Source organism: Blautia coccoides (genome assembly GCF_034355335.1).
In the GTDB taxonomy this organism is placed as follows: Bacteria; Bacillota; Clostridia; order Lachnospirales; family Lachnospiraceae; genus Blautia; species Blautia producta.
In genome coordinates, this window is sequence record NZ_CP136422.1 from 2,511,505 (window position 1) to 2,537,308 (window position 25,804).

Annotated in this window: 23 protein-coding genes; 18 read left to right on the top strand and 5 right to left on the bottom strand. The window is 48.0% G+C overall.

The genetic code is table 11. The annotated features are described in order from the left end of the window. Positions 1–49: 49 nt before the first annotated feature. The 7 genes from BLCOC_RS11160 (at position 50) to BLCOC_RS11190 (ending at position 5,491) form a co-directional block, all read left to right on the top strand. Entirely contained in the window at positions 50–592 is a 543-nt protein-coding gene (locus tag BLCOC_RS11160; protein WP_115625315.1) for a DUF6323 family protein, read from the top strand. 39 nt (positions 593–631) lie between these two features. Continuing rightward, a complete protein-coding gene (locus BLCOC_RS11165; RefSeq protein WP_115625316.1) occupies positions 632–1,468 on the top strand; it encodes a DUF6179 domain-containing protein in 837 nt (278 codons plus the stop codon). A gap of 8 nt (positions 1,469–1,476) precedes the next feature. Next, positions 1,477–2,775: a YybS family protein gene (locus tag BLCOC_RS11170; RefSeq protein WP_115625317.1), complete on the top strand. Its 1,299-nt coding sequence runs from the start codon at positions 1,477–1,479 to the stop codon at positions 2,773–2,775. A gap of 16 nt (positions 2,776–2,791) precedes the next feature. Next, a complete protein-coding gene (locus BLCOC_RS11175) occupies positions 2,792–3,466 on the top strand; it encodes a PHP domain-containing protein (RefSeq protein ID WP_044954044.1) in 675 nt (224 codons plus the stop codon). Positions 3,467–3,496: 30 nt separating this feature from the next. After that, positions 3,497–4,141 carry a GNAT family N-acetyltransferase gene (locus BLCOC_RS11180; protein WP_115625318.1) on the top strand — a complete coding sequence of 215 codons (645 nt, stop codon included), beginning with the start codon at positions 3,497–3,499 and terminating at the stop codon, positions 4,139–4,141. Beyond that, positions 4,134–4,694, top strand: a complete 561-nt coding sequence (locus tag BLCOC_RS11185; RefSeq protein WP_115625592.1) for a GNAT family N-acetyltransferase — start codon at positions 4,134–4,136, stop codon at positions 4,692–4,694. The genes BLCOC_RS11180 and BLCOC_RS11185 overlap by 8 nt, the downstream gene beginning before the upstream one ends. Before the next feature lie 80 nt (positions 4,695–4,774). Continuing rightward, positions 4,775–5,491 carry a DNA alkylation repair protein gene (locus BLCOC_RS11190; RefSeq protein WP_115625319.1) on the top strand — a complete coding sequence of 239 codons (717 nt, stop codon included), beginning with the start codon at positions 4,775–4,777 and terminating at the stop codon, positions 5,489–5,491. A gap of 45 nt (positions 5,492–5,536) precedes the next feature. Here the strand turns inward: BLCOC_RS11190 and BLCOC_RS11195 are convergent, their stop codons facing one another. Genes BLCOC_RS11195 through citC form a run of 4 tightly spaced genes read right to left on the bottom strand, consistent with a single transcriptional unit; the run spans position 5,537 to position 8,791 of the window. Then, positions 5,537–5,686 carry a hypothetical protein gene (locus BLCOC_RS11195; RefSeq protein ID WP_018597255.1) on the bottom strand — a complete coding sequence of 50 codons (150 nt, stop codon included), beginning with the start codon at positions 5,684–5,686 and terminating at the stop codon, positions 5,537–5,539. Positions 5,687–5,743: 57 nt separating this feature from the next. Then, positions 5,744–6,262: a GNAT family N-acetyltransferase gene (locus tag BLCOC_RS11200; RefSeq protein WP_115625320.1), complete on the bottom strand. Its 519-nt coding sequence runs from the start codon at positions 6,260–6,262 to the stop codon at positions 5,744–5,746. 25 nt (positions 6,263–6,287) lie between these two features. Then, the gene (gene citX, locus BLCOC_RS11205) at positions 6,288–7,748 is read right to left on the bottom strand and encodes a citrate lyase holo-[acyl-carrier protein] synthase (protein ID WP_115625321.1); all 1,461 of its coding nucleotides are present in this window, start codon (positions 7,746–7,748) and stop codon (positions 6,288–6,290) included. Further along, positions 7,745–8,791: a [citrate (pro-3S)-lyase] ligase gene (citC, locus tag BLCOC_RS11210; protein ID WP_115625322.1), complete on the bottom strand. Its 1,047-nt coding sequence runs from the start codon at positions 8,789–8,791 to the stop codon at positions 7,745–7,747. Before citC ends, citX begins: the two co-directional genes overlap by 4 nt. A 205-nt stretch (positions 8,792–8,996) precedes the next feature. Between citC and BLCOC_RS11215 the strand changes: the two genes are divergently transcribed. The 9 genes from BLCOC_RS11215 (at position 8,997) to BLCOC_RS11255 (ending at position 22,144) form a co-directional block, all read left to right on the top strand. Further along, on the top strand, positions 8,997–9,461 hold the full coding sequence (locus BLCOC_RS11215) for a (2Fe-2S)-binding protein (RefSeq protein WP_029469515.1): 465 nt from the start codon (positions 8,997–8,999) through the stop codon (positions 9,459–9,461). An 8-nt stretch (positions 9,462–9,469) separates the two neighbouring features. Then, positions 9,470–10,318, top strand: coding sequence for an FAD binding domain-containing protein (locus BLCOC_RS11220; protein WP_242999077.1), 849 nt, complete (start codon positions 9,470–9,472; stop codon positions 10,316–10,318). Beyond that, positions 10,315–12,579, top strand: coding sequence for a xanthine dehydrogenase family protein molybdopterin-binding subunit (locus BLCOC_RS11225; protein ID WP_115625323.1), 2,265 nt, complete (start codon positions 10,315–10,317; stop codon positions 12,577–12,579). The genes BLCOC_RS11220 and BLCOC_RS11225 overlap by 4 nt, the downstream gene beginning before the upstream one ends. 1 nt (position 12,580) lies before the next feature. Then, on the top strand, positions 12,581–14,074 hold the full coding sequence (locus BLCOC_RS11230; protein WP_115625324.1) for an HAL/PAL/TAL family ammonia-lyase: 1,494 nt from the start codon (positions 12,581–12,583) through the stop codon (positions 14,072–14,074). Between the two features lie 137 nt (positions 14,075–14,211). Beyond that, complete coding sequence (locus tag BLCOC_RS11235; RefSeq protein WP_018597263.1) at positions 14,212–15,810, top strand: BCCT family transporter; 1,599 nt, start codon at positions 14,212–14,214, stop codon at positions 15,808–15,810. 122 nt (positions 15,811–15,932) lie between these two features. Continuing rightward, positions 15,933–16,253, top strand: a complete 321-nt coding sequence (locus BLCOC_RS11240; protein WP_029469510.1) for a hypothetical protein — start codon at positions 15,933–15,935, stop codon at positions 16,251–16,253. Next, on the top strand, positions 16,222–16,806 hold the full coding sequence (locus tag BLCOC_RS11245; protein ID WP_018597265.1) for a HutD family protein: 585 nt from the start codon (positions 16,222–16,224) through the stop codon (positions 16,804–16,806). The genes BLCOC_RS11240 and BLCOC_RS11245 overlap by 32 nt, the downstream gene beginning before the upstream one ends. A gap of 128 nt (positions 16,807–16,934) precedes the next feature. Further along, the gene (locus BLCOC_RS11250) at positions 16,935–19,919 is read left to right on the top strand and encodes an AAA family ATPase (RefSeq protein ID WP_026255663.1); all 2,985 of its coding nucleotides are present in this window, start codon (positions 16,935–16,937) and stop codon (positions 19,917–19,919) included. Positions 19,920–20,101: 182 nt separating this feature from the next. Continuing rightward, positions 20,102–22,144, top strand: a complete 2,043-nt coding sequence (locus BLCOC_RS11255) for a urocanate hydratase (RefSeq protein WP_115625325.1) — start codon at positions 20,102–20,104, stop codon at positions 22,142–22,144. Between the two features lie 104 nt (positions 22,145–22,248). Here the strand turns inward: BLCOC_RS11255 and BLCOC_RS11260 are convergent, their stop codons facing one another. Then, the gene (locus tag BLCOC_RS11260) at positions 22,249–23,121 is read right to left on the bottom strand and encodes an AraC family transcriptional regulator (RefSeq protein WP_018596761.1); all 873 of its coding nucleotides are present in this window, start codon (positions 23,119–23,121) and stop codon (positions 22,249–22,251) included. A 393-nt stretch (positions 23,122–23,514) separates the two neighbouring features. Here BLCOC_RS11260 and BLCOC_RS11265 point away from each other — a divergent pair, with 393 nt between their 5' ends. Then, positions 23,515–24,864 (top strand): ABC transporter substrate-binding protein, encoded by a 1,350-nt coding sequence (locus BLCOC_RS11265; protein ID WP_165907341.1) that lies wholly within the window; start codon positions 23,515–23,517, stop codon positions 24,862–24,864. Positions 24,865–24,942: 78 nt separating this feature from the next. After that, the gene (locus tag BLCOC_RS11270; protein ID WP_044912271.1) at positions 24,943–25,791 is read left to right on the top strand and encodes a carbohydrate ABC transporter permease; all 849 of its coding nucleotides are present in this window, start codon (positions 24,943–24,945) and stop codon (positions 25,789–25,791) included. Positions 25,792–25,804 lie beyond the last annotated feature (13 nt).

Below are 25,804 nucleotides of genomic sequence, written 5' to 3' on the forward strand. Positions count from 1 at the left end.
AGCTGTAGAAACCGGTAAAATGATTTTAGAAAGAACAGGTGGATGGTCCATGGAAAAACAGATTTTTGAACTGTTGACTAAGAATCGGCAGAGGGATGAACTGGCAATGCTGGACGCGTACAATCAAAAGACGGAAATGTTCGGATTGGCACTCACTAAGGAGGAAGCAAAAGCGTTGATCGTGAGCCGGGATGAAAGCCTGAAAAAGTACGGAAGGGTAGAATTTGGCAAAGGGATTCTGGATAAACTTGTCTATAGCTTCTGTGATTCCCAGTATATCAGCAGGGAGAACTATCTGGCAGTCCTGACCAGACTGCAGGATATCTTTTATCATTTTAAAAATGAATCCCAGGATAAGCTGACAGATGATGAGCTGCTGACATTTATGAGGCAGCAGTATGAATCCGTGTGTTACGGAGATTTGGATTATCTGGAAAATACATGTCTGGAACGTTTTTCAAAGGCTGTCAGGGGAGGGTATCGCGGATTCACAAAGAGCGGGGGCGCAGATGAGTATGAAGAATTCAGTGAGGAGACACGGTGGGACGCAGAGCTTTATCAGTCTGTTCTGAAAGAGTTGTTCTGGGAGTAGAGGAGTGTTGTCATCTGTGACAGAAAGGGGAAATGGCAAATGGAATATCAATTAGAGGAATTGCTTCCTATAACGGCATGGCTTGCAGATAAATATACCTCCAAGGAAAGCAGCTCTGTGACTTATGATACGGCACAGATGCTGATGGAAGCAGTGATCTATTGCGTGAAGGAGTGCGGCGATATTTCGTCTAATGCATTAATGGGAAAACAGGCAGTGAAAGCGGAAGACGCGTATAAGATCGGTTATGACAGGGTAGTGGAAAAGGTGCATAAGGCCAAAGCTATCTATGACAAACTGAGCAGAGATTTCTGTGATTATGGCTGCAGCAATTACAGGGCTACTGTCCCGGAAGGAATGCCCTCGTTTTTTATCTTTTACGATGCCAGATTCAGACCACAGGATCATTTGCTGACACTGGATTATCCGACTGTGAATTTCAGCGGAGAAATGTGCGGAATAGATATCATTTATCAATATTTATGTGATATAGTATTGGAGAAAGGATTTTTGGAATGTTTTCCCCAACAGGCTGTGAGGCAGCTGCTGGGGCGGATACAGAGCCGGATCGGCACTGCATACATGGGAAATATCAGCGAGATGGTGCTGGTGACAGCATTTGGATGTATGATCGCTGACAGGCGTCTTTCAGAGCTTTCGCTCTGCAGTCAGGATATGGACGCAGTGAAACAGTATTTTTCAGGTGATGATCTGCAGAGAACAGAAGGAAAACTGAAAATGCTGCTGCGTGTTCTGGCTGAAAAATCCGGCAGACAGGAATGGATTCCTTATTTTGACAGACTGTGTCATGAATATGCCGTCAGAATCCAAAACGGCATGGGGTATGGTACTTTGGAAACCGTATTTTTCGGATAGGAGACAGTATGGAACGTAAGACAAAGTATGTGCTTCCCTGGATCGTTTATCTCGGAAGCTTAATGGGATTTTGCCTTGCAAAATTTATTCTGCAGGGGATTGGAGTTGAGTTCAGGATATGGGTGCAGGCCCTGTTTTGGGTTTTGGCTTTTCTTTTTCCAGCTCTGCTGATCGGATATTATCTGACCAGGATTAAGTATAAAGTGCTGGCTGTGGTGGTGACTGTCATTTATGCTGTTTTGGCGGTGATCGTGTTTTTGGCCGGCTTTTTTTACTTTCTGTTCACTTCTCCCACAGAGTATGATATCGGCTTGGGTATGATTTGTGTGGCGGAGCAGTCAGGGGGATATACGTCAGATTATACATATTGGGATAAGATATCTTTCTTTGGCAGGAAAAAGTTTGAGTGGGATGAAGAGAGGGATATCAGACTGCTGGAAGATAAATATGGAATGGATTTTGAAAAGAGTTCAGGGGCATACAGGAACGAAAAATATCCGGATATAGCTGTCCACATTCTCAGATATCCCATCGGTTCCGGCAGCGAACTTTCAGATGATTTTATAGATAATATTCAGGCGTATTATTTTAAAAAGACGTATGAGGAAAAAGGATTTTGCACCAAGTGGAGTGAGGAGGAAGAGAACGGGATCACAGGATATCGTCTTATTGTGAATAGTGAGGCGGAGATGAGACAGGCTTCCAAAGAGGCTGCCGGGATGATAGCCGATGCCATAGAAGACCCTATATTTGAAAAATTCACCGGGGCTTTGCAGGTAGAGATAGAAGTGAAAGGCAGTGTAAGGTTATGCAGCCTGGCTTTTGGCGGTGCAGGGGAATCTGATCAGGTGGAAAGGGACAGAGCTTATTATACGAATGCGGATCATACAGAGAAAACTTTGGAGCAGACTTACAATGAACTGTTGGATTCCCTTGAGGAAAGCGAAATGATGGAACAGATCAGGGAAGACACAGATAAGGAAAATCAGGATTATTTCAGCAGGATGGAAAGCTCTTATGATTTCCTGTATGAGAATGAACTCTCGAAGCAGTATACAACATCAGAAAAAATGTATAATGCAAAGGGGAATTTCTATGCTGTATTGGGAGGTGATACTGCCGAATATGAAAATGAGGCAGACAGGCCTTATGAGGTAACGGTAGTGTATGACAGGGTTTCAGATGACGGGGACTCTCTGCTGTTTGTCATGTATAAAAAGTATCATGAAAAAGCAGACACGGCTGCTGGTTATTCTGTGAATCTGGATGCAGGGAAGGTTGAAGAATATGATGTCCCATGGTATTAATAAGACAGGTAACACTATGAAACTGGAAATGCACGCTCACACATCTGAAAGCAGTCCATGTGCACAGATTTCTGCGAGGGAAGTGGTAAAGGCGTACAGCCGTACCGATTATGACGGTATTGTGATAACGGATCATTTTGACAATGACCTTTTAAAGGATTTTGGTAGTACGGACCGCCAGCGCATAGAAAGATATCTTTTAGGGTACGACAAAGCGTATGATACCGGTATGGAATGTGGTTTTACTGTAATACTGGGAATCGAAATACGCCTGGAACCTTATGCAGAAGATTTTCTTATCTATGGGATAGACCGGGATTTTCTGTTTGCACATCCCAATCTGTGTTTTCTGTCCCAAAAGGAGCTGTATGCATTATGCCATGAAAATGGGGCGGTCCTGTATCAGGCACATCCGTTCCGACCGCCATGCAGACCGCAAAATCCTGAATATCTGGATGGAGTGGAGTTTAACCAGCGGCATAATGGTGAGAACCGGAATGAACTTCTGGAAAAGTGGATCTGTGACTATCCTGATTTGAGACGGATATCCGGCAGCGATTTCCACACTATGGATAACTTGGGCTTCGGCGGTATTATATTGGAGCAAAAGGTTAAAGATTCTGTGGAATTGGCAGAATTTCTGAAATATCATACGCCGCGTTTGCTCATAGAAGGGAAAGAAAAGGCATAGGCCGACAGCTCTATACAGCAGTTGTCTGTTATGTATAAAAAGTATCGTGAAAATGCAGACACTGCTGTCGGTTATTCTGTGAATCCGGATGCAGGGAGGTTGAAGAATATGATGTCCCATGGTTTTAAGAAAGGAATTGCGTTGAGAAAAGCGGAGGCTTCGGATATAGAAACAGCGGCGTATATCCATGCAACAGCCTGGCAGCAGTCCTATAGAGGGATTTTTGATGAGGTATACCTGTTGTCTCAATCTGTTGAGGTCAGAAAAAAAGAATTTTTAGGAAGAATGCATGAGGATGATTCTTTTGATTATCTGGTTTTCAAAGGGGAGACGCCAATCGGGATTCTGCTCCTATCGACAATCAGTGAAAGCTGTATTGAGATAGAAAGTCTTTATATGATAGAATCTTTTAGAAATTCAGGGGCAGGTACTGCGGCTGTGGATTTTGCAGTGAACAAGGCAAGGGAATTGGAAAAGCGTGAAATATCTCTATGGACTTTAGCCTGCAATAAAAAGGCAAGACAGTTTTATATGCGGAATGCTTTTAACGAAACAGATGAAAAAAGGACCATATACCGAGGGGGTTCCTTTAGTCAGATAAAATACAGCAGGACAATATATCCTCAAGCCGACGAAGAAAAAAATGGGAAAGGGAAATGGAAAGTCTATGAATAAAAATGCAAATGATCTGCGCATCAGAATGGCAGAACCGGATGATGCTTTTACACTTCTTGGAATCTATGAACCGTATGTGGAAAATACCTGTATCACTTTTGAATACCAGGTGCCTTCTCTGGAGGAATTTACAAAAAGGATCAGGGAGACTTTGAAGAAATACCCATACCTGGCCGCAGAGCAGAACGGCGAAATCGTTGGCTATGCATACGCATCCCCTTTTAAAGGGAGGCCGGCTTATGACTGGGCTGTGGAGACAACGGTTTATCTGAAAGAAAATGCCAAGGGAAAAGGCATAGGCCGTCAGCTCTATACAGCATTGGAGGATATTTTGAGAAAACAGAATATAACGAATGCCAATGCATGTATCACATATCCCAATCCGGAGAGTATCGGATTTCATGAAAAAATGGGATACCGGATCGTGGGACATTTTTCAAAATGTGGCTATAAAGACGGGCAATGGCGTGATGTGGTATGGATGGAAAAATTTTTGCAGGAACATTTGGAGAAACCGGAGGCAGTGATTCCGGTGGGCAGGCTACAGTTATAGTGAAAGAAAAGTTTGCGGCAGTTATGAACATCTCAGTTGAAGGCTGCCGATAGCGTACAGAGCAAAGGGGGAAATACATTATGACAAGCAATGAAATCCTGTCAGGATTAAAAGCGCTCAGCTCAGAAAAATACAAAGTCAATGTGGTGAAACTAGGCATTCCAGAGGCGTGCAGTATCGGCGTGTCTACAGGGGATGTGAGAAAACTTGCCAAGACAGTGGGCAAAGATAATGCCCTGGCTCATGATTTGTGGAATACAGGATATCACGAGGCCAGGCTGCTTGCCGTTTTAATCGTTGATAAAAAACAGTTTTCACTGCAGGAGGCAGAAGCATTTATGCACGATGTCATCTCCTGGGATCTGTGCGACCATCTCTGTAAGAATCTTCTTATCCAGCTGAAAGGATATGAGGATCTTATAGAAAAATGGTGTGACGCGGAGGCAACGTATATGAAACGAGCTGCGTTCACGCTTATGGCTTCTGCGGCTATTCACGAAAAGAATTTGCAAATGGAAGCACTGGACCATTATCTTACACTTATCCGTACATATTCCGATGACGAGAGGGAACATGTAAAGAAATCAGTATCATGGGCATTAAGAGAGATTGGAAAAAGAGATTTTGACTATCAGGAGAAGGCTGTACTGTTGGCGCACGACCTCATGGAAAATGGAAACAAAGCTCAGAAATGGATAGGGAAGGATGCCTTGAAGGAACTGGAAAAGCTGGTCAAGGCAGAAGGGCGCAGCCGCCTCATATCTTCGGATTCCCGGATGGGAAAGGGAGAAGCCTGACATCAAAACAGAAGGGGCAAAAAAGCCCCTTCTGACGCAGCAATCCTATTCGTCTGCCTTTGACTGATAAGCGATAAGTACAATATCCTTGTCAGTTTCTTTATTTAATTTGTTCTGAAGCTCATTGATTTCTGAGACACAGTCTTCTGAGATAGAAGCTACCTGATAATCGTTTTCCACTGTAATCACCTCCATGCATATAGTCTGCGAAGAAAGTGATAAATTATAACAAAACCGGAATAAAAATAAATATTATAATATTTTCTGAAGCACATGCCTTGGCAGGCCGCCGTAAAGGCTGGTGGTTTTTACGATCTTATAGCCGTTGTTCAGCATATTGTTCAGACTGTAGCGGTTGTCAGGATGCACGGTGGCCAGAAGCCGGTTCCTCAAAACAGGGGAATCGGAAAGCACCTCCTCTGCCTTTTGGAGCATACGGGCCTGGAGCCGGTTTCCCTGGTAAGCGGGATGTACGACAGCCATGTCCATGTGAACGGTCTTCAGCAGTTCATCCTCTGAATAGTCGAGTAAGTACCCAAGGTTTTCCTCTGTAAGACCCGGGAATTTTATAAGGAAAAAACCTGCCGGGGAGGACTTTGGGAGGGCTTCTGCTATAATAGTAAAGCCGTACGCGTCAATGTGTTTTTTCATGTATTCCTCACAGTCAGAACAGAACCATTCCGGGTGTTCCATAGCTTTCTGTGCGTCTGCCATGACCTGCATAATGGCAGGAATGTCACTGAAGTCTGCTTTTCTGATGTTAAATTCCATCGTTGTTTCCTTTCCGCACAGATCTCTAATCCCATTTACAGGGCAGTGTGCTTATAAAATATAAGAAATAAGTGAGTGCCAGCATATCCGCGCTTCCGCCCGGACTTATATGATTCTGTACGAAATGGTCATCCAGTCTGGGAAGTATAGCCAGTTGTTCGCTGTAGGGAGCCTTTTCCAGAAAGTTTTTTAGTTCAGACCGGATTCGTGCTGCAGTATCATAGCCGGAGCGGATGATGAGATTGGAGTCCTCTGTGTACGCTATATAGTGCAGGAGCACGATACATCCTGCTTCATTTAAGGAGTACCCCTGAGACAGCATGCGGATAAAAAGGGGATACCCCATGTGAAAGAGAGAGGGAAATCCAAGATGTGCCTCCCCGCGGATTCCGGTGATGCCATACTGTATATACAGACGTTCTCCGTGGCTTGCAGCTTCTCCGGCAGGAAGGGTCTGATAGTCCTCCAGAAGATAAGGCAGAATGCGCTGCACAGTACCTTTTAAATGGGGAAATGCTTCTGCCGGATTTGTGTATTTCAGGCGGAAGGAGCCGATGCCGTCTCTGGAAACCATATCATAGCCAAGGGCGCAGCAGAGGATTCCCCCGGAAAAAATCATACCCTTATGGGTGTTGACCCCACCTGTTGCCTGTCTCATAGCGACCTCAGCAGCCATACCCAGCGGGCGCAGAGATGTAAAAAGAGCGGGCAGATCCTCCTCCTTTCTTCCTTCCAGGGCGAATTTCATACCCCGCTGGGTGGTCTCAATAAAATAAGAAGTAAGAGCATAGGCACTGTCCCGGAAGGTATACCGGTCCATATCTGTGTGGGCGCCATTATGCACAAGGTCCACAAGTCCCGGTTTCAAAGTTGTATTTACTTCATAAAAAAGTGCCTTCTGCATCAACAGTCCCACATGGACGGAAAAACGTTCCACAAAAAAATCTCTGATGAGGGCTGTTTCCCGTTCCACCAGTTCCTGGGCTGTGTGCCTGCGGGAGCGTCCGCACAGAAAAGCCGGCTTATCACAGAGAAGGCAGGTGCGTCCCATATAACCCAGGGATTCCCTGGACACCTTAGTGCCGTCAGACCGAAGCACATCAATGTCAAACAGACGGCCAACAGGATGTGTTTCCTCCAGTTCTGTGAGATGTTCTTTACAGATATCCGCAATTCCCGTTTCCTTTTTTATAGAAAAGAAAGCCTCATAACCTGTGTTCTCCCGGACTTCCCGGAAATCTGTGATATCTGCTTCCAGCCACATGAGACATTCCCGTATGGCTTCCAGGCCTGCCTCGTAGGCCAGGATCGTATAGGGAAAGACTTTGACCGGTCCCACAATATTCAGTGTAAAGCTGATAAGGGCGGCATGGTCACTGTGCAGGTCTTTTAACATTTCGTTTTGCACCGCTGCCCGCTGTTCCCTGGCATCTAACACCTGCTGCAGGGTAATGGCAGTGCCTGTGCATAAGTCTGTATGGTTCATGACTGTCTCTCCAATAATTGTTTTCTAAGTGCGGTTCCCGCCTCTGATACCAGATAACGGTAGGTGGTATCAGGCACCAGCGGGCGCAGGGCGTCCCAGTCTCCTTTTAGGAATTTTTCGCGCACATAGGTTGCACTGATGACGGTATCGCCTGCTGTCTTCCGGGGTATCTCCACCACTTCGATGCCACAAGCCGGAAGGGTTCGCTTCATCTGTTCATTATATGCTCTGGTGACCAGAGAAAAAGGCTCCTCGCCCACAAAACGCTTCGTAATATGAAAGGCATCCCTGAAATGATCAGCAAAAATCTTCAGGTCCAGTTCCGCAGCCCTGTCCGACGCCCCGGCTTTATCTTTCAGGAAATAGTCGGGAAAGGTGGCATGGGATATGAGATACTCGGAACTGCCGTGGACCACCACATTTTTAAGATCCCTGCAGCCCTCCTCCACAAGGCGGAGCCTCACGTCTGCGGGAAATTCCGAGGCGTCAGCGGAGAGGACAAAGACATGCAGTACGCTGCACACCCGGGCTGCTGTTTCCGTCAGATAGCGGTGGCCGCAGGTGAAGGGGTTGGCGTTCATGACAATGGCCCCGGCGTCTTCTTTGGAGGGGAGAGGGTGCCGGGCAAGTTCCTGCTCCAGATAACGGGAGATACCGTCCTTCCTGTTTTCCAGCAAAAGTATGGAATCCGTACCCGTTATAGTGTAAAATCCCATATCTGTAAAAACAGTCCTGTATTCCGGTTTGGTAAATAAAAACAGGTGCGGGATACCGCAGGTATAAGCCTGTTTGATAAGCTGTGTGACGATCCTCTGCAGAAGCCCCTCGCCCTGGTAAGCTTCATCCACAGCAATGCATTTTAAAATATTTTCATGTCTGGAACCGCAGCCTATAATCTCTCCGTCTTCCCGGCACAGAAGAACAGAGTAGATGATCTGTGGGTCATAGGTCAGGCCGCTTTTTTCCAGAAACTCTTCCATTTTTTTTCGTTTTCGTCCCTGAAAGGGAAAACCCTCCTCCAGGTAGCTGTTTGCCAGTTCCATAGTTAATCCTCCTGTCTGTTACCCATTATTTAAGAAAAAACGTCTTCCGTCAAGAGATTCTTGGAAATTAGACAAAAAACCAGAAGAATTTCAACGGTTTTTCAACGGAAATGATATACAATAGTCTCATCAGACATAGAACAGACTGAAAAACGCACAAAGAGGTGTTGGAAATATAAGAAAAAAGCAGGAGAGGGTGAATAGAATGCTGCTCAGATGTATGATTAACGGAAAACAGGTAGAGAAAGACACAGAGCCGACGAAACGTCTGCTCGATTTTCTGCGTGAGGACTGCGGACTGACAGGTGTGAAAGAGGGATGCAGTGAGGGAGAGTGTGGTGCCTGTACAGTGCTGCTGGATAAAAAGGCGGTGACAAGCTGTACAGTTTTCGCAGGCCAGGTCATGGACCGGGAGATCACCACCATTGAGGGCCTGGAACAGAACGGAGAATTGGACGCGCTGCAGAAAGCATTTATCCAAATGGGAGCCGTTCAGTGCGGATTCTGCACGCCGGGCATGATTTTGTCCTGTAAGGCGCTGCTCTATGAAAATCCCCATCCCACCGTGGAGGAGATAAAGAGAGCTATCGAGGGAAACCTGTGCCGCTGTACAGGATATGAAAAAATCGTGAAGGCTGTGAACGCCGTGGGAGAGGGGGAGATCAAGTGAGTTTCCAAATGCCGCAAAATTTGGATGAACTGGCCGCTGCTCTTAGGGAAAAAGATAAAAATACTTATCTCTGTGCAGGGGGAACAGACCTGGTCATCCACTTAAGAAAAGATAAAAATTTCCATTATTCTCTGATCGACCTGACGCATCTGCCAGAGCTGTCCAAGATCACAGAGACAGAAGACCATGTGCTGATCGGCGCGGGCGTCACCATGACGGAGCTGGAACAAAGCCCTGTTATCAGAAAATGGATGCCGGCTCTTGCAAAAGCTGCCTCCATGGTAGGCTCCACCCAGATCCGGAACAGGGCAACACTTGGAGGAAATGTGGCCAACGCTTCTCAAAGCTCAGATACCACACCGGTACTGCTGGCCTATGGCGCAGAAGCTGAAATCCTGGATGAAAGCGGTGCTGAGACCATACGTCTGGTAGACGATTTTGTGGAAGGGCTTGAGAAGACCAGTCTGGGAGAACGGGAAGTTATCCTGAAGTTTTTAGTTAGGAAACAGAATGTACTGTCGGGATTTGCAAAGGTAGGTACCAGAAAAGCAGTTACCATATCTAAGATCAACGGCTGTATCTGCGCAGAGATAAAAGAAGGCTGCATGGTGCATCCTGTTGTGTACCTGGGAGCCGTAGGCGCGAAAGCCAGCAGAGCCCGTCTGATCGAGGTGTGTCTGGAGGGTTTAAGTCTTTCAGGCTGTGATGAGGAAAAGGTGCGGGATGCCGTGTATGCCCAGATTGAGGAAAACATACCCGACAGGCCGTCAAAGCATTATAAAAAATCAGCCGCTTTCGGGGTTGTCGATCAGATTCTCGATGACCTTCGCAGGGCAGAAGAGGAGGCGGGCAGATGACGGAGACAAAAAAAAGTGATTTAAAATATGTGGGCAAGAGTTATATCCGCGAGGACGCCTATGACAAAGCCAGGGGAAAGACCCAGTACACCTGCGACCGGCAGATCGCAGGCATGCTCTATGCAAAGCTTGTTCTGAGTGAGAAGGCCAATGCCGAGATCAGCATCAGTACAGAGAAGGCCAGCCGGGTACCTGGAATACATGCTGTTTTTACGCACGCCAATGTGCCGAAGATCACATACAATCCCCACAATTGGTCAGCTTGCCTGGAGTTTCCTCTGGATCAGTATATCCTCAGTGAAAGGGCCAGATATGTGGGAGATCACCTGGCACTGGTGGTTGGAGAGACGAAAGCCGCAGTGGAGGAGGCCGTGAGCCTTGTGGAGATCACTTATAAGGAGGAGGCTCCTGTCATCGGCCTTGATGCGGCGAGAAAGACGGAAGGAATGCTGGCCTTTGAAAAAGAAGTGAGCTGTGGTGATTATGGGGCTCTCACAGAGGAGAGCAAAGAGGAACTGACAGTGGTGCGCACCAATGGCAGTACACAGAAGATCCATCACAGTGCCATTGAGCCGCATATTGCGTTGAGCGAAATAGATGAGAACGGCAATCTGGTGCTCTGGACTCCATGCCAGACAGTTTACCAGGTGAGATACCACATCAGCCATCTTCTGGGGATTTCCTATTCTAAAGTGCGTGTGATCAAAGCTGTGATGGGAGGTTCTTTCGGAGGAAAAGGCCAGACTGTGGTAGAACCGGCATGTGCGTTTGCCACCTGGATCTTAAAACGCCCGGTCATGCTGTATATGGACAGACAGGACGCGGTGATGGGGACAAGAAGCAGAAACGCATCCGAGACCTGTGTGGAGACGGCTGTTACCAGAGATGGTATCATCCGAGGGAGAAGGATAGACACAGATTTTGACGGAGGTGCTTATTATACCAACGCATCTTCTGTTGCCATGGCATACTGCAAAAAATTGTTCCGTATGTATAGAGTGGAAAACCAGACATGCCATGTGCGCACATTTTATACAAATACCATATCCGGCGGTGCCTGCCGGGGATATGGCTCCCCTCAGGCTCACGCTGTCACAGAGGTGAATCTGGACCAGACGGCCAATGCCATAGGGATGGACCCCTGCGAATTCCGGCTGAAAAATGTGGTACATCCCATGGATGAGGATCCAACAGGAGGCACTAATCTGGGAAATGCCCGGATAGAGGAATGCATCCGCAAAGGAATGGAGGCATTTTCCTGGAAAGAAAAAAGAGAGCACATCCGTGAAAAGGACACAAAGCGCTATGCCTATGGAGTGGGTATGGCATGTGGTGCCCATGGAAATGGTTATAAAGGTGCGTATCCGGAATTTACAAATGTGAGAATGACTGTGCATTCAGATGGTTCTGTGGAGGTACAGATAGGTATTCACGAACAGGGATGTGGAACGGTTATGACCATGCAGCAGATTGCAGCAGAAGCCCTGCATGTGGATGTATACCGCATCAAAGTACATGAAGCTGATACCTTCATCACTCCCTATGATGCCGCTGGAACACAGGCCAGCCGTGTGACCTATGTGTGCGGACGCGCTGTACAGAAGGCAGGGGAACAGCTACTGGACAAGATGAAAAATGCATGTGTACAGATGTATCACTGGGATAAAGATAAGATAACGGCCAATGACGGCATCCTTCGCTTTGAAGAGGAGGAGAAGTCATATAAACAAGTAGCGCTTGATTATGAACTGCGGTGCTGTCGTTATATGCACACAGAGCTTGAATATGAGCCGCCGTCCAATCCGGGAACCTACTGCTGTGCTTTTGCAGAGGTACGGGTGGATAAGTACACAGGCCAGACGGAGGTGCTGGATCTGCTCTGCGTACATGATGTGGGCCAGGTCATGAACCGGACGCTCTCGGAAGGGCAGGTGGAGGGCGGTGCCCAGATGAGTCTTGGGCAGGCCCTGTTTGAAGAGATTTCCTATGATGCAAAGGGAAGGGTAAAGACCAAAAACTTCTCCAAGTATCATATCATCAACGCGCCGGATATGCCCAAGGTGCGCTCCATCTTTGTGGAGGACGGGGAACCGGACGGTCCGTACGGAGGAAAAAGCCTGGGTGAGATCGCGGCGGTAGCGCCGGCGCCGGCAGTGGCAAATGCTGTCAACTATGCGCTGGGCAGCAGTTTCGCAAGCTATCCCATCACACCGGAGAAGGTAGTGGCATATCTGGAAGAGAAACGTAAGGAGGGCAATTAACATGCAGGAGAAGGTAATTCGGCTGACCGGAAGTGAGCTGACGATTTCCCAGATCAAGGAAATCGCGTTTGAAAATGCAAAAGTGGAAGTGGACGCAGAAGCTATGACCAGAGTACAGAAAGCCAGGGAACTGATTTTCGAGCTGGACAAGCGCGGTGTTGCAGTCTATGGCCTGAATACAGGCGTGGGCTGGAATAAGGATAAGGTGGTATATGCAGACCGATATGACGCGTACAATAAAAATCTGCTGAGAAGCCACATGATCGGCGTAGGTCCCGAGTGCAGCATTCCGGAGACCAGGACCATTATGGCTGTCCGGCTAAATGGATTTCTCTGCGGGCATACAGGGGTGGCCCCGGAGATCGTGCAGTATTATGTGGAATTTTTAAACAGAGGTGTCCATCCGGTCATAAAGAGCCGGGGAAGTGTGGGGGAAGCTGATATAGCAACTCTTCCGGCTATCGGTCTGACAGCCATCGGGGAAGGGGAGGCCTATTACCAGAATCAGCGCATGGAAAGTGCAAAAGCTCTGGAGTTATCCGGCCTTGAACCTCTGAAGCTGGGACCAAAGGACGGCCTGGGCATTGTCTCCTCCAATGCCCAGGGAGCCGCTTTCGCAGCCATGGGAGTCATTGAGGCGGAACAGTTTATTGAACGCTACAGGAGAGTATTCTGCCTGGCCCTTGAGGGACTGAACGGTGTGCTGGATCCCATGGACGAAAGCGTGAACCGGGAACGGGGCTATCAGGGCCAGATGGAGTCAGCAAGAAAATGCAAAGAGCTTTTAAAGGGCAGTTATCTGGAAAAGCCCTGGGAGGGCAGAGCACTTCAGGATCCCCTGAGTTTCCGGTGCCAGAGCGCGATCACAGGTTCTGTGATGGACGCGCTGGCCTATCTGAAGCAGCAGCTCGGCGTGGAGTTAAATGCCACGGATGACAATCCCTGCCTTCTCCCTGAGGAGGACAGAATGTGCGGAAGTCCCAACTTCGAGCCGCTGACCTGGGTCCTGGCTGTGGAAATGGCCAGCACAGGATTGGCTCATATGTCAAAAATGATTTCCCAGCAGATTCTCAGGATCGGTGATCCGGGATTTACGAAGCTGAACCGTTTCCTGACGCCTGCTGAGGGAGCTGTCATTGCCTACGGGACCATCCAGAAGACAGTGTCTTATCTGGATACGGAGAACCGCATGTACGCAAATCCCTGCTCTCTTGATTTCCTGAGTATGGCAGGCCACATTGAGGATACAGCCAGCAACTCTACCATGGCAGCTGCAAATATGCGGAAAATCATTGACAATCTGTATTACATGGCAGCCATTGAACTGATGCATGCAGCCCAGGCAGTGGATCTAAGAGAGATTCCGCAGCTTGGAGAGGGGACAAAGCCTCTGTTTGAAGCCTACAGAAAAAAGGTTCCTTATCTGGACAATGACAGGAATATGTCAGTAGATATACAGAAAACATACGAGTTCCTGAAATCCTATAAGGCGTAAAGGATATAGGAAGAAAGCAACGGGAATTTTGGGAAAAGATGCAGTAAAGCGGAAGGACCGGTCCGCATTACATAGCGGCTGCTCCGTCAGGCACACGGGGCGGCTGCGGGAAAAATAAAATTACCAGGAGGTATTCTATGAGTGGAGAAAAGAAACAACAAAAAGGTGTCCGGTGGAGTGTATTTATCCCGGCATTCGCCATCATCGGCGGCGGCGCACTTTTGGGAATCCTGAAAAATGACTGGCTGACCAAGGTTTGTTCTGCTATTTTCGGATGGTCCCTGAAGAGTTTTGGATGGTTATATCAGTTGGTAGCTATCTTCTGCCTTGTCGTGGTTATGATCCTGACATTTTCAAAACTGGGCAAGGTCAGATTTGGCGGGCGCAATGCGAAAGCAAAACACTCCTTCGGTTCATGGTTCGCCATGACACTGACAGGCGGTATCGCTACAGGATGTATCGTGTACGGTGCCAATGAGGTTATGATCTACTACGGCAGTATTTACGGGGAACTGGGAGGTTACGGCATTGAGCCGCTGACCCAGGAGGCTGCCATGTTCGGTATGGGACGTGTGTTCTACAACTGGACCTTTATCCCCTATGCAATGTACTCCATCGTTGGATGTGCAATGGCTTATATTTATTTCAACAAAAAGGAAGAACTGTCTGTGGCAGCTTCCCTGACACCTCTGTTTGGACAGAAAGTCAAATATGGCGTGTGGAGAAGTATCATCGATGTGGTTTCCATCGTAGCCCTTGCCCTTGGACTTTCCAGTAACCTGGGTATGGGACTTGCGCTGATCGGTTCCGGCCTGGAAGCAGCTTACGGCATTAAGCAGGGACCGGTTGTGTGGTTTACCCTGTTCGCCATCATAACGGCTACTTTTACCATTGCATCTGTGGCCGGTCTTGACAAAGGTATTAAATGGCTGGCAAACGGAACGTCCAAGATCTTCTATGTGCTGCTGGTATTTCTGCTGATCGCAGGACCGACGGTGTACATACTGAACATGATGAACACCGGTATCGGATACTGGGGCGACCACTTTATGTCCTGGGGACTTGACCCCGGCATCGTAGGCGGGGAGGCACTGGTTACCTGGTGGACTATGTTCGACTGGGCTTGCTGGATCGCGTATGCTCCGCTGATGGCAATCTTCTTTGCAATGATCTCTTACGGAAGAACCATCCGTCAGTTCATGATCGTAAACTGGATCATGCCGTCCACCTTTGGTCTTATCTGGTTCTCTGTATGGAGCGGAACTGCACTTAACTGGCAGGATATCGGAAAGGCGGATCTGATCGGAGCCATAAAGAACGGCATTGCGGTGTCAGGACTGTGGGAACTTCTGAAGAAGATGCCGCTCAGCTTTATCCTCATTCCTCTGATCATGATCACAATGATAGCGGCGTTTTCAACCACGGCGGATACCATGTCCACCACGATCTCCCAGATCTGTACCCAGGGTTCCAGCTATGACGAAGAGCCTGCAAACTGGCAGAAGATCGTGTGGGGTGTATCTATCGGTATTATCTCCGTTATCATGGTTATCTTCGGCGGAGGCCAGCAGGGTGTGGAAGGTGTGAAATACCTGTCCGGTGTAGGAGGATTCTGCGTACTGCCTATATTCCTGCTGCAACTGGCATCTACCTTTAAGGTGTTCTTTGTGGATAAGATCATCGAAGACGTGGATGATGTGGTAGATGTGGAGCCTCAGGTACTGGAGGCACAGTAACACAGTAGCATTGATTTTTTACTGCTGCTTTACAGAAACAGATTTTTGAAGTATAGTTTAATATATAGAGATACCCGGAGATGGGTCCGGGTATCTGCACAAGACTTAGGAGTAGTGAGCGTATGAGAAAAGAACCGGAAAAAGTGGAGATGGATCTCCAGAAGATATTTTTGACTCCGCCGAACACCATGAGGGAGAAGATTACTCTGGTGATCATGATGGTAGTGGTATTTGTGATGTTTTTCGGACCGGTTACATTTACAGAGATATCTCCCGTAAAAGGGATTATTTTATCAGCATTTCCTGCCCTTTCCATTTCATGGGGCTGGATGGTGCTTTTAAGAAGCCTGTTTCGGAAGAGGGAATTCTGTAAAGACCCCGGACCGCAGGCAAAGAAAGGGGAAAAACGTCATGAGTGCCAGTATCACTGTAAGAAACGCTGAGCAGTATCAGACTTCTGTCTGGTCAGGAGGAACCACAACACAGCTCTTTATCTATCCGGAGGATGGAGATTACAAAGCAGGGAGCTTCCAGGTACGCATCAGCAGTGCCACAGTGGAGCTTTTAAAATCCAGCTTCACAAGTCTGCCCGGTGTCAAACGTTATCTGATGACACTGAAAGGACATCTGGATATGATCCACGGTGTCAACACCAAGGCGGAATTGGAGCCATATGAGGTTGACTGCTTCGATGGAGGAGTGCCCACAGTCAGCTACGGAAAAGTGACAGACTTTAACCTGATGCTGAAAAACGGCGCAGACGGCAGAATGGAGGCGGCCATATTAGAGGCCGGAGAGTCCTGTGTACTGGAGCCTGAGGGAGTGTTTGACCTGCTGGCAGTCTATGTGGGAGAGGGATGCATCTGCGTTTCGGAACATATGGTAAAAGAAGGCGAACTGCTCCTGTGTGAAAACTGGGAGGAAGCGCTTGATGTGCAGTGTACAGGTGATACCGCCGCAAAACTGGGTATCTGTAAAGTAAAGACAGCAGAATAAAAGTTTCTGGCAGTATGGCCGCTGCTTTGGAGAATTTCCAAAGCAGCGGCCTTTATGCTTTACTTTATGTAGGATTTTGTATAAAATGGAGTGCAGAGAAGGCAGCTTTTTCGGAAAGGAGAAAAATTGTGTCAACAGTTCAGATATATGTGTTACAGACACCGCAGATTTTACTGGATGGAGAACAGATCCTTCTGCCTTATAAAAAGGCAGAGGCGCTTCTGTACTATATGGCCATTGAGAAAAAAGCCACAAGGGACCAGATCGCAGCTCTTCTGTGGGATTCCTGTGATGAGGCGACCGCCAAGAAGAATCTGCGGCACGCTCTGTACACCATCCGTAAAATATTTCATACAGATCTTGTCTCCTCACCGACAAGGCAGACGCTGGAGCTGAACCCTGAGCTTACCTTTCTTGTGGATTACGATGCGTTCATGGAAAACAGAGAACCGGAGCTTTACCGGGAGGAGCTTCTGGGAGGGTTCTATATCAAGAACGCGTACCCCTATGAAGAGTGGCTGACAATGAAAAGAGGGCTTGCAAAAGAGGCGTTTTTGAGAGCTATCTATGAGAAAATGCAGAACAATGCAGGTCTGAGTGTTGCGGAAGGGGAGACCTTGTTTGAGCGCTATGTGCAGGAGGACCCTTTAGATGAACGGGTATATCTGCGCATGATGGAGATTTATGAAAGCGCGCATCTCTATTACAAGGGAATCCGCCTGTACCAGCAGCTTGTGAATCTGCTGAATACAGAGCTTAGGGTAGCGCCCCGCAGGGAAATACGGGAGCTTTACAGGAAGCTTCTCCATGTCTGGTCAGAGGAAGGGGAGAAGGAGGAGGAAAATTCAGGAGAAGTCTGTACAGGGCGGGAATGTGAACTTCAGCTTCTCCAGGCTTCTTACCGGCAGTTTTTGTCAGGCACTCCAACCTCAGTTCTGCTCTCCGGCAAAAGTGGTGTGGGGAAAACTTACCTGGCGGAACGGTTTCTGGAGGAGATCACAGGGGAAAATACAGTTGTTCTGCGGGCAGCCTGTCTGGAGAATGAGCAGAATATTGTACTGCAGCCATGGAACACCATAATGATGCAGGTGAACTCCCTGTTGAAAAAGCATGATTTTGCTCTGGACAAAAAATATCTGCAGGCAGCAGAGCTTTTATTCCCGCTTTTTAATACCGGAGATGTGAAGGAACCTGTCATGGGTGACACCACCATATCGTACAGCTACCGGGCAACCAGAAATCTGCTGATAAAATTGTTTGAAGAGATTGGCGAACAGGCGCTGGTGGTACTCTTTTTTGACAATATACAATATATGGATGAGACAAGCCTGGAGTTTCTCTCCCTGCTCATGCGTGCAAAGAATCCCAATATTATGGTATTGGTCACCAGCCCATGCATTTTTACCCAGCCTTTGCGGACGGCGCTCAAGCCTCTTTTGAAGGAAAGCTGTCTGCAGGAGATTACCTTGTTCCCATTTACCAGGGAAGCCGTGAGAAAGATCCTGGCCGGGAGACTGGGGGAGGAGCGGGTCAGCGAGGAGCTGTTGGATACCGTTTACAGTGAAACATCAGGAAATGCCCTGTATCTGAAGACGCTTTTGGACTGCTGCGGGGACGGAAGACTGGAGGCCGGGGATATTACACCTCTGAATCAGGTCTGGGAGCAGAAAATGGCCGCGCTGCAGAAAAAGACCAGGCAGGTACTGGAACTCATATCCTCCTGCCAGGCATGGGCGGATATGGATGCCTGTATGCAGATCCTGAAATGTGATGAGATGGAGATCCTGGATGCTGTGGATGAACTGAAGGAGCAGGGATTTATCAGAGAGCAGCAGGATGATGAGACCGTGCGCTTCTTTTTCTGCCATGACAGTATCCAGAAATTTGTACATACTAAAATGTCACCCTCAAAGCGCCGTGTATTTCACAGAAAACTGGCGGAATACATTGAAGGGCTGCCCTTTTATGAGGCAAACAGATATGAAAGACTGATCTACCACTATACCTTGTGCGGGGACAGGGAGAAGGCCCTGGAGTACAGGATAAAGGCGCTGACAGAATACTCTTACAGGTATTATGAACTGTATCCTCTCTTCCCTGCTGCCGGGAAAAAAGAAGTGCAGATGGATTCCGTGCTGGATTACTGCAGACAGCTTGAGGAAGAGCTTTTGGAGCTGTGCCGGAGAAATCCTCAAAAGGAGTCGTATCTGAAACTGCATGTAAGTCTCATGCAGGCTACGGCCCAATACTGTATTCCTCAGGGGTACTACAGGGAAGGCGCCCAGTGTATTGAAAAGGCTTTAAAGTCCAATGTCCTTACAGGGGATGACCCGAAAGAGAAGATCAGATGTCTGCGTTTTCTCATATACCAGCAGATCAATCTGTGGGAGATGGAACACACAGAAGAGTATCTGGAAGAAAGCCTTCTACTGTCGGAAAAAAACGGACTGTCTGAGGACTATGCCATAACCTGCCGCCTCTATGGGCTGTATCTGACCATGAAGGGAAGATTTGAGCAGGGCATGGAGTACCTGAAAAAATCCCTGGAATTTTTTATGAATGCGCCGCTGAAATCCAGGATCTATGCCCTGAATATTGCAGCATGTTACAATTACATGGGAGAAATATTGAGAAAACAGAAGCATTTTCAGGAGGCGAACAGGTATTACCGGGAGGCGGTCGCAACCTGTGACAGCAATCACTGTCCCTGCAATGCCACATTTTATTCCAATATGGGGCGATCCTATCTGGCTATGGGAAAGACGAGACAGAGCCAGGATGCTCTCTATCAGGCAGATCGTGTCTATGAGGAGTCCTTTACCCTGATCGGACGCTCCATAACCAAGGGGTATCTGGCGGTCTTGGAGGCGGAAAAGGGAAATAAGGCAGAGGCGGTCCGGTATCTGGAGGATGCAAAAAAAAGCGCGGATCAGTTTGCATCCCCCTATGCAAAGGGACTTCTGGCATTGACAGAGGCAGAGCTTATGGTGCGTTTTCCGGAAAATTTCAGGGAGATACTCACAGAACCGGTGGATGTCTATAAAGAAACGGCAAAGAGATGTCTGAAGGAAATACCGGGTGCCTATGAGATCGAGTGGCTGGAAGATATTTGAGCTTCATAGCTGCCTGAAATTGTTGTTTACTACATGTTTTAGACGAAATAAAGATAAAAATAGTGGATAATTCACAAAATTTTAATAGTTTTGGCATCTTCTTCGACGCTTTCTTGACAACCTGTGTGGTAAAGTCTATGTAAAGATCAGATGAAATAAACAGGAAAAGGAGAAGATAAAAGATGAACAATACGGAAATCGGAAAAGCAATGGTGATAAAACTGGATCCCGTACTGCCGGAATACCCTACCTTTAAAGAGGGTGTCAGAAGAGCCCCGAAGAGAGAGCTGACCCTGAACAAAAGGGAGATCAAGCTGGCAGTGGCCAACGCCCTCAGATATGTGCCGGAAGAGCTGCACGAACAGCTCGCACCGGAATTTTTAGACGAACTTCTGACAAGAGGACGTATCTACGGATACCGTTTTATGCCGAAGGACAGGATCTACGGAAGACCGATCGATGAATATAAAGGACACTGTGTGGAAGGAAAAGCATTCCAGGTCATGATCGACAACAACCTGGACCATGATGTGGCCCTGTACCCATATGAACTTGTTACATACGGAGAGACCGGCCAGGTCTGCCAGAACTGGATGCAGTACCAGTTGATCAAGAGATACTTAGAGGAACTCACAGATGAGCACACCCTGGTGATGATGAGCGGCCATCCCATGGGCCTGTTCAAATCCCACAAGACCAGCCCGCGTGTCATCGTGACCAACGGCCTGATGGTGGGCATGTTCGATAACCCGGAGGACTGGGCAAAGGCCACAGCTATGGGCTGCTCCTCCTATGGACAGATGACAGCCGGAGGCTGGATGTACATCGGACCGCAGGGTATCGTGCACGGAACCTTCAACACCATCCTGAACGCAGGACGTAAGTTCCTGGGCGTGCCTCAGGACGGAGACCTGTCCGGCCATCTGTTCGTGACCAGCGGCCTTGGCGGGATGAGCGGCGCACAGCCGAAAGCCATAGAGATCGCAAGAGGCGTGGGCATCGTAGCGGAGGTGGACGCTTCCCGTATCGAGACCCGCCACAGCCAGGGCTGGGTGAGCCTGGTGATCGAGGACGCGGCAGAGGCGTTCCGTGTGGCAGAGGAATACATGGAGAAGAAAGAGACCGTATCCATTGCCTACCACGGAAATATCGTGGACCTTTTGCAGTACGCGGTGGACAACAACATCAAGATCGAGCTGCTGTCTGACCAGACCAGCTGCCATGTGCCGTACGACGGAGGGTACTGCCCGCAGGGACTGACCTTTGAGGAGCGCACCGAGATGCTGGCCAACGACAAAGAGAAGTTCTGCGAGCTGGTGGACCAGACCCTGATCAAACACTACCACCTGATCAAGACATTGGTGGAGAGAGGCTCCTACTTCTTTGACTACGGAAACTCCTTCATGCGCGCCGTGTTTGACGCGGGAGCAAAGGATATCGCCAAGAACGGGGAGGATACCAGTGAGGGATTCGTGTTCCCGTCCTATGTGGAGGATATCCTGGGACCGGAGCTGTTCGACTACGGATACGGCCCGTTCCGCTGGTGCTGCCTGTCCGGAAAACCGGAGGACTTAAGAGCCACAGACCATGCGGCCATGGAAGTGATCGACCCGAACAGAAGGAGCCAGGACAGGGACAACTACATCTGGATCCGTGACGCGGAGAAGAACAAACTGGTAGTGGGCACCCAGTGCCGTATCCTGTACCAGGATGCCCTTGGAAGAAGGGACATTGCCCTTAGGTTCAATGAAATGGTAAGAAATGGAGAGATCGGACCGGTGATGCTGGGCCGTGACCATCATGACACAGGCGGAACGGATTCCCCGTACAGAGAGACCTCCAACATCTATGACGGCTCCAATATCACAGCGGACATGGCAGTACAGTGTTATGCCGGGAACGCAGCCAGGGGAATGAGCCTGATCGCGCTGCACAACGGAGGCGGAGTAGGCATCAGCAAATCCATCAACGGAGGATTCGGAATGGTGCTGGACGGAAGCGAGCGTGTGGATGAGATCTTACGGGCAGCGATCCCGTGGGATACCATGATCGGGGTATCCAGGAGGAGCTGGGGAAGATGCGAGCACTCCATCGAGACAGTAGCCGAGTACAACAAGATAAGGGAAGGGCAGGATTACATCACCATGCCGTACCTTGCAGATGAAGATATGATCGAGAGAGTATGCAAAGACGTAGTGGTGGAAGAGCATCACGCACACCACTGATCTGAAATAATAAAGGCCACAAAATTCATTCCTAAAATAAACAAAAGAGACTGCCGGCTTGCCGGGAGTCTCTTTTGTTGTGTATGTTTTTTACAGATTCCTCATCAAAGCTTATTCTGTTTCCGCCATGTACTGGGCGACATTCCCATCTGTTTTTTAAAAGCTCTCAGAAAGTTCAATTCATTTTCATATCCCACATGGTAAGCAATCTGATAGACAGGAAGATTGGTACTTGCCAGAAGATCTAGAGATTTGTTGATCCGAAACTGGATCAGGTATTCCTGCAGGGACATATGCAGATTGGCGCGGAATAATTTGGTCAGATGGCTTCTGCTCACATTACAGTAATTGGATATCTCATCCAGGGAGCGGATGCCGGCGTATTCTGCGCCTATGTACCGGACCGCCTCTGATATGTACAGATCAGCGATCCGTATATTGGCATGTCCGGATTTGATGGAGCCGGCGGCATTTTTGATCAGGGTGTCAAAAAACAGATGCAGATGCCCTATAATAAAGGCCTTGGAAGCATGGGGATGCTGCAGGATCGCTGACAGATGCTCCTTTATGCTGGTGGTGGTCTGGGCTGTGTAATCCTTGGGGTGATAGACCGGGGAGCCGTGGTTAAGCCCGCAGGCCCTGAGATACTGCGGAACACATAACCCTTTGAAAAGAACCCATATATAGTGCCATGGTTCTTTCTCATCCGCATGGTAAATATGCTTGCTGTGAGGCTCAAACAGAAAGCCTTCTCCTGCATTGATCTCAATGCTGCCCGATACTTCTGCCAGGATCTTATTGTCAGAGCAGGTGGACGGTGCATAAGAGATATACCCTTTTCCGGAAAGCACGTAATGGAAAATATATTCATTCCTGATGTACGGACCAAAAGAATATAGAGGGGTACACTGCTGGTCACCGATTTCCAGTAAATTTAAGTCCTGACACTCATTAAAGTTAAAGATATAGCTTTCCATATATATGCCTCCTGAGTAAAGATAAAATCAGCCTGTGGCCAAGCGCTCTTTGACGGGGAACGCCTGCAACAGTCCGGCTGTCTGAACTGTTATGAAATTTTTGCCAAAGTGGGTATTGCATTGTTATTTTATAGACTGAAAAGAAAACTGTAAAGTAGAAAAAAATAAGAGAGAAATGCGAAAAATAGGTGATGTGATTTAAATATACTATCAAAATCGCGCATGTATATACAAAATACTACTTTGTACATTCAAATTGTACACATAATGCCATCTTATGATGTTTTGTGGAAAATGACGAAATGTTATAATAATACACATCATATATGAGACATATTTCCTTAACAGAAAATGAAATATGTAAAAAAACAATGACATATGGGAGGAAAAGTTATGAGAAACAAAAAACGTTATTGGGCATTAGGTTTAACAGCATGTATGCTGGCGTCTGTGATGGCCGGATGCGGTTCCGGAGGAGGCTCCGATTCAAAGGGGAGTTCAGAGGGAAATACGGATAAAGGGACAGAGGCAGATGCAGGCGGAACCTCTTCCGACAAAGAAGTGAAGCTCACCATGCTGGGCTGGGAGATCTACCAGCAGGCAGGTATGGAGGCATTGGCAAAGGCTTATCACGAACAGCACCCAAATGTGACCATAGATGTGCAGATATCTACATGGAGTGAATACTGGACAAAGCTGGAGGCAATGGCAAACAGCAATTCCCTTCCTGATATTTTCTGGATGCACACAAATGAGTTCAGCAAATATGCGGAAGCGGGAATCCTGGCAGATCTGACGGATCTGTATGATGAGGGAAAAGAGTATTATACCAACAATTTTGCTGAGAATCTGGTTCAGAACTTCACCTATGAGGACAAGGTTTACGGCGTTCCAAAAGATGTGGATACAGTAGCGCTGGTCTATAATAAAGACATTTTTGACGAGGCCGGTGTATCTTATCCTGATGATACCTGGACATGGGATACGCTGGTGGAGGCATCCCAGACGGTCCATGACAAGACCGGAAAATACGGGATCATGGCAGACCACAATGAGCAGGAAGGATGGCTGAACACCATATATCAGGCCGGCGGATTCTATGTAAATGAGGATAAGACAAAAGCAGGCTTTGAGGATCCCGGTACACAAAAGGGATTAAAAGAGTACATGGACTGGCAGCTTGCCTATGATTTCTCACCGAACCAGTCAGAGCTTTCCGACCTTGGAAAGGCAGAGCGCTTCTTTGCGGGAGAGGGTGCCATGATGTACTTCGGAAGCTGGGGCATCAACAATCTGTATATCAATTATCCTGATCTGAACTGGGATGTGGCAGTGCTGCCGAAATGCCCGGATCCGGTGAAAGGTGACGGACGTGCTAGCATTTCCAACGGTCTTGCATACTCCACAGCAGCAGATAACCCGAACCTGGATGTGGTAAAAGATGTCCTCAAATTCCTGGGAACTGAGGAGGCAGCCATCATCCACGGGGAAAACGGCGCAGCCATACCGGCATTTAACGGCACAGGAGAATCCTGGTCCAAAAACTATGAAGGCAAGAACGTACAGGCCTATGTAGACCAGTTGGAGTACAGTGTACAGTATCCCTATTCCAAGACAAAATCAACCTGGTTCCCGGAGGTAGAGGCAACTCTTCTTGAGGTATACAGCGGAAATATGAGTTTTGAGGATGCATGCAAACAGTGTCAGCAGCAAGTGGATGAGAGCCTGGCTACAGAACACTGAGAATGAGAGGTGGACGAGGTGGCAAGACAGCAGAAAACAAAGACAAAATACAGCAAGGGCGCGGCAACAGGATTTTTTATGGTGATGCCAACCGTCATCGGATTGATCATCTTGAATATTTATCCGCTGCTTCGGACTGTTTATATGAGTTTCTTCAAGTCAGGAGCCTTCGGGAAATGGACATTTGTAGGACTGGACAATTATATTAAAATGTTTCAGAGCGCCAGTTTCTGGACCATTACGAAAAATACACTGGTATTCATGGTACTCACAGTTCCGGTGACCGTTATCTTTGGTCTCATCATAGCGGTTTTGCTGGATCAGAAGATCAAGGGAAAAACAGTATTCAGGGCCATTTACTTTCTGCCCATGGTAGTTGCGCCGGCAGCGGTGGCTATGGTCTGGAAATGGTTGTTTAATTCAGAGTACGGAATTATCAATACAGTCTTAAGCGCCTTACATCTGCCTTCGGACATCAACTGGATCGCAGACCCCAAGACAGCGCTTTTAACCTGCGCCATAGTGACCATCTGGAGCAGCGTGGGATATGACGCCATCCTGCTTTTGTCAGGGCTTCAGAGCATCTCCAGAACCTATTATGAGGCTGCAAGGATAGACGGTGCCACGGGATTCCAGCAGTTTCGGAAAATTACGGTTCCCCTGGTCTCCCCGACCCTGTTCTTTGTTCTGATGATGCGTGTCATGTCATCCCTGAAAGTGTTTGACATTGTCTATATGATGATCGAGAAGACGAACCCTGCGATCCGCAGTGCGGAGACGATCCTTTATAATTTCTACCAGGAGACGTTTGTGAAGAACAATAAGGGATATGGCTCTGCGCTGGTTGTCTGGTGTGTGATCTTGATCGCTGCAATAACGATCATTCAGTTTATCGGACAGAAAAAATGGGTTACTTACGATGTGTAATGCAGGAGGAGGT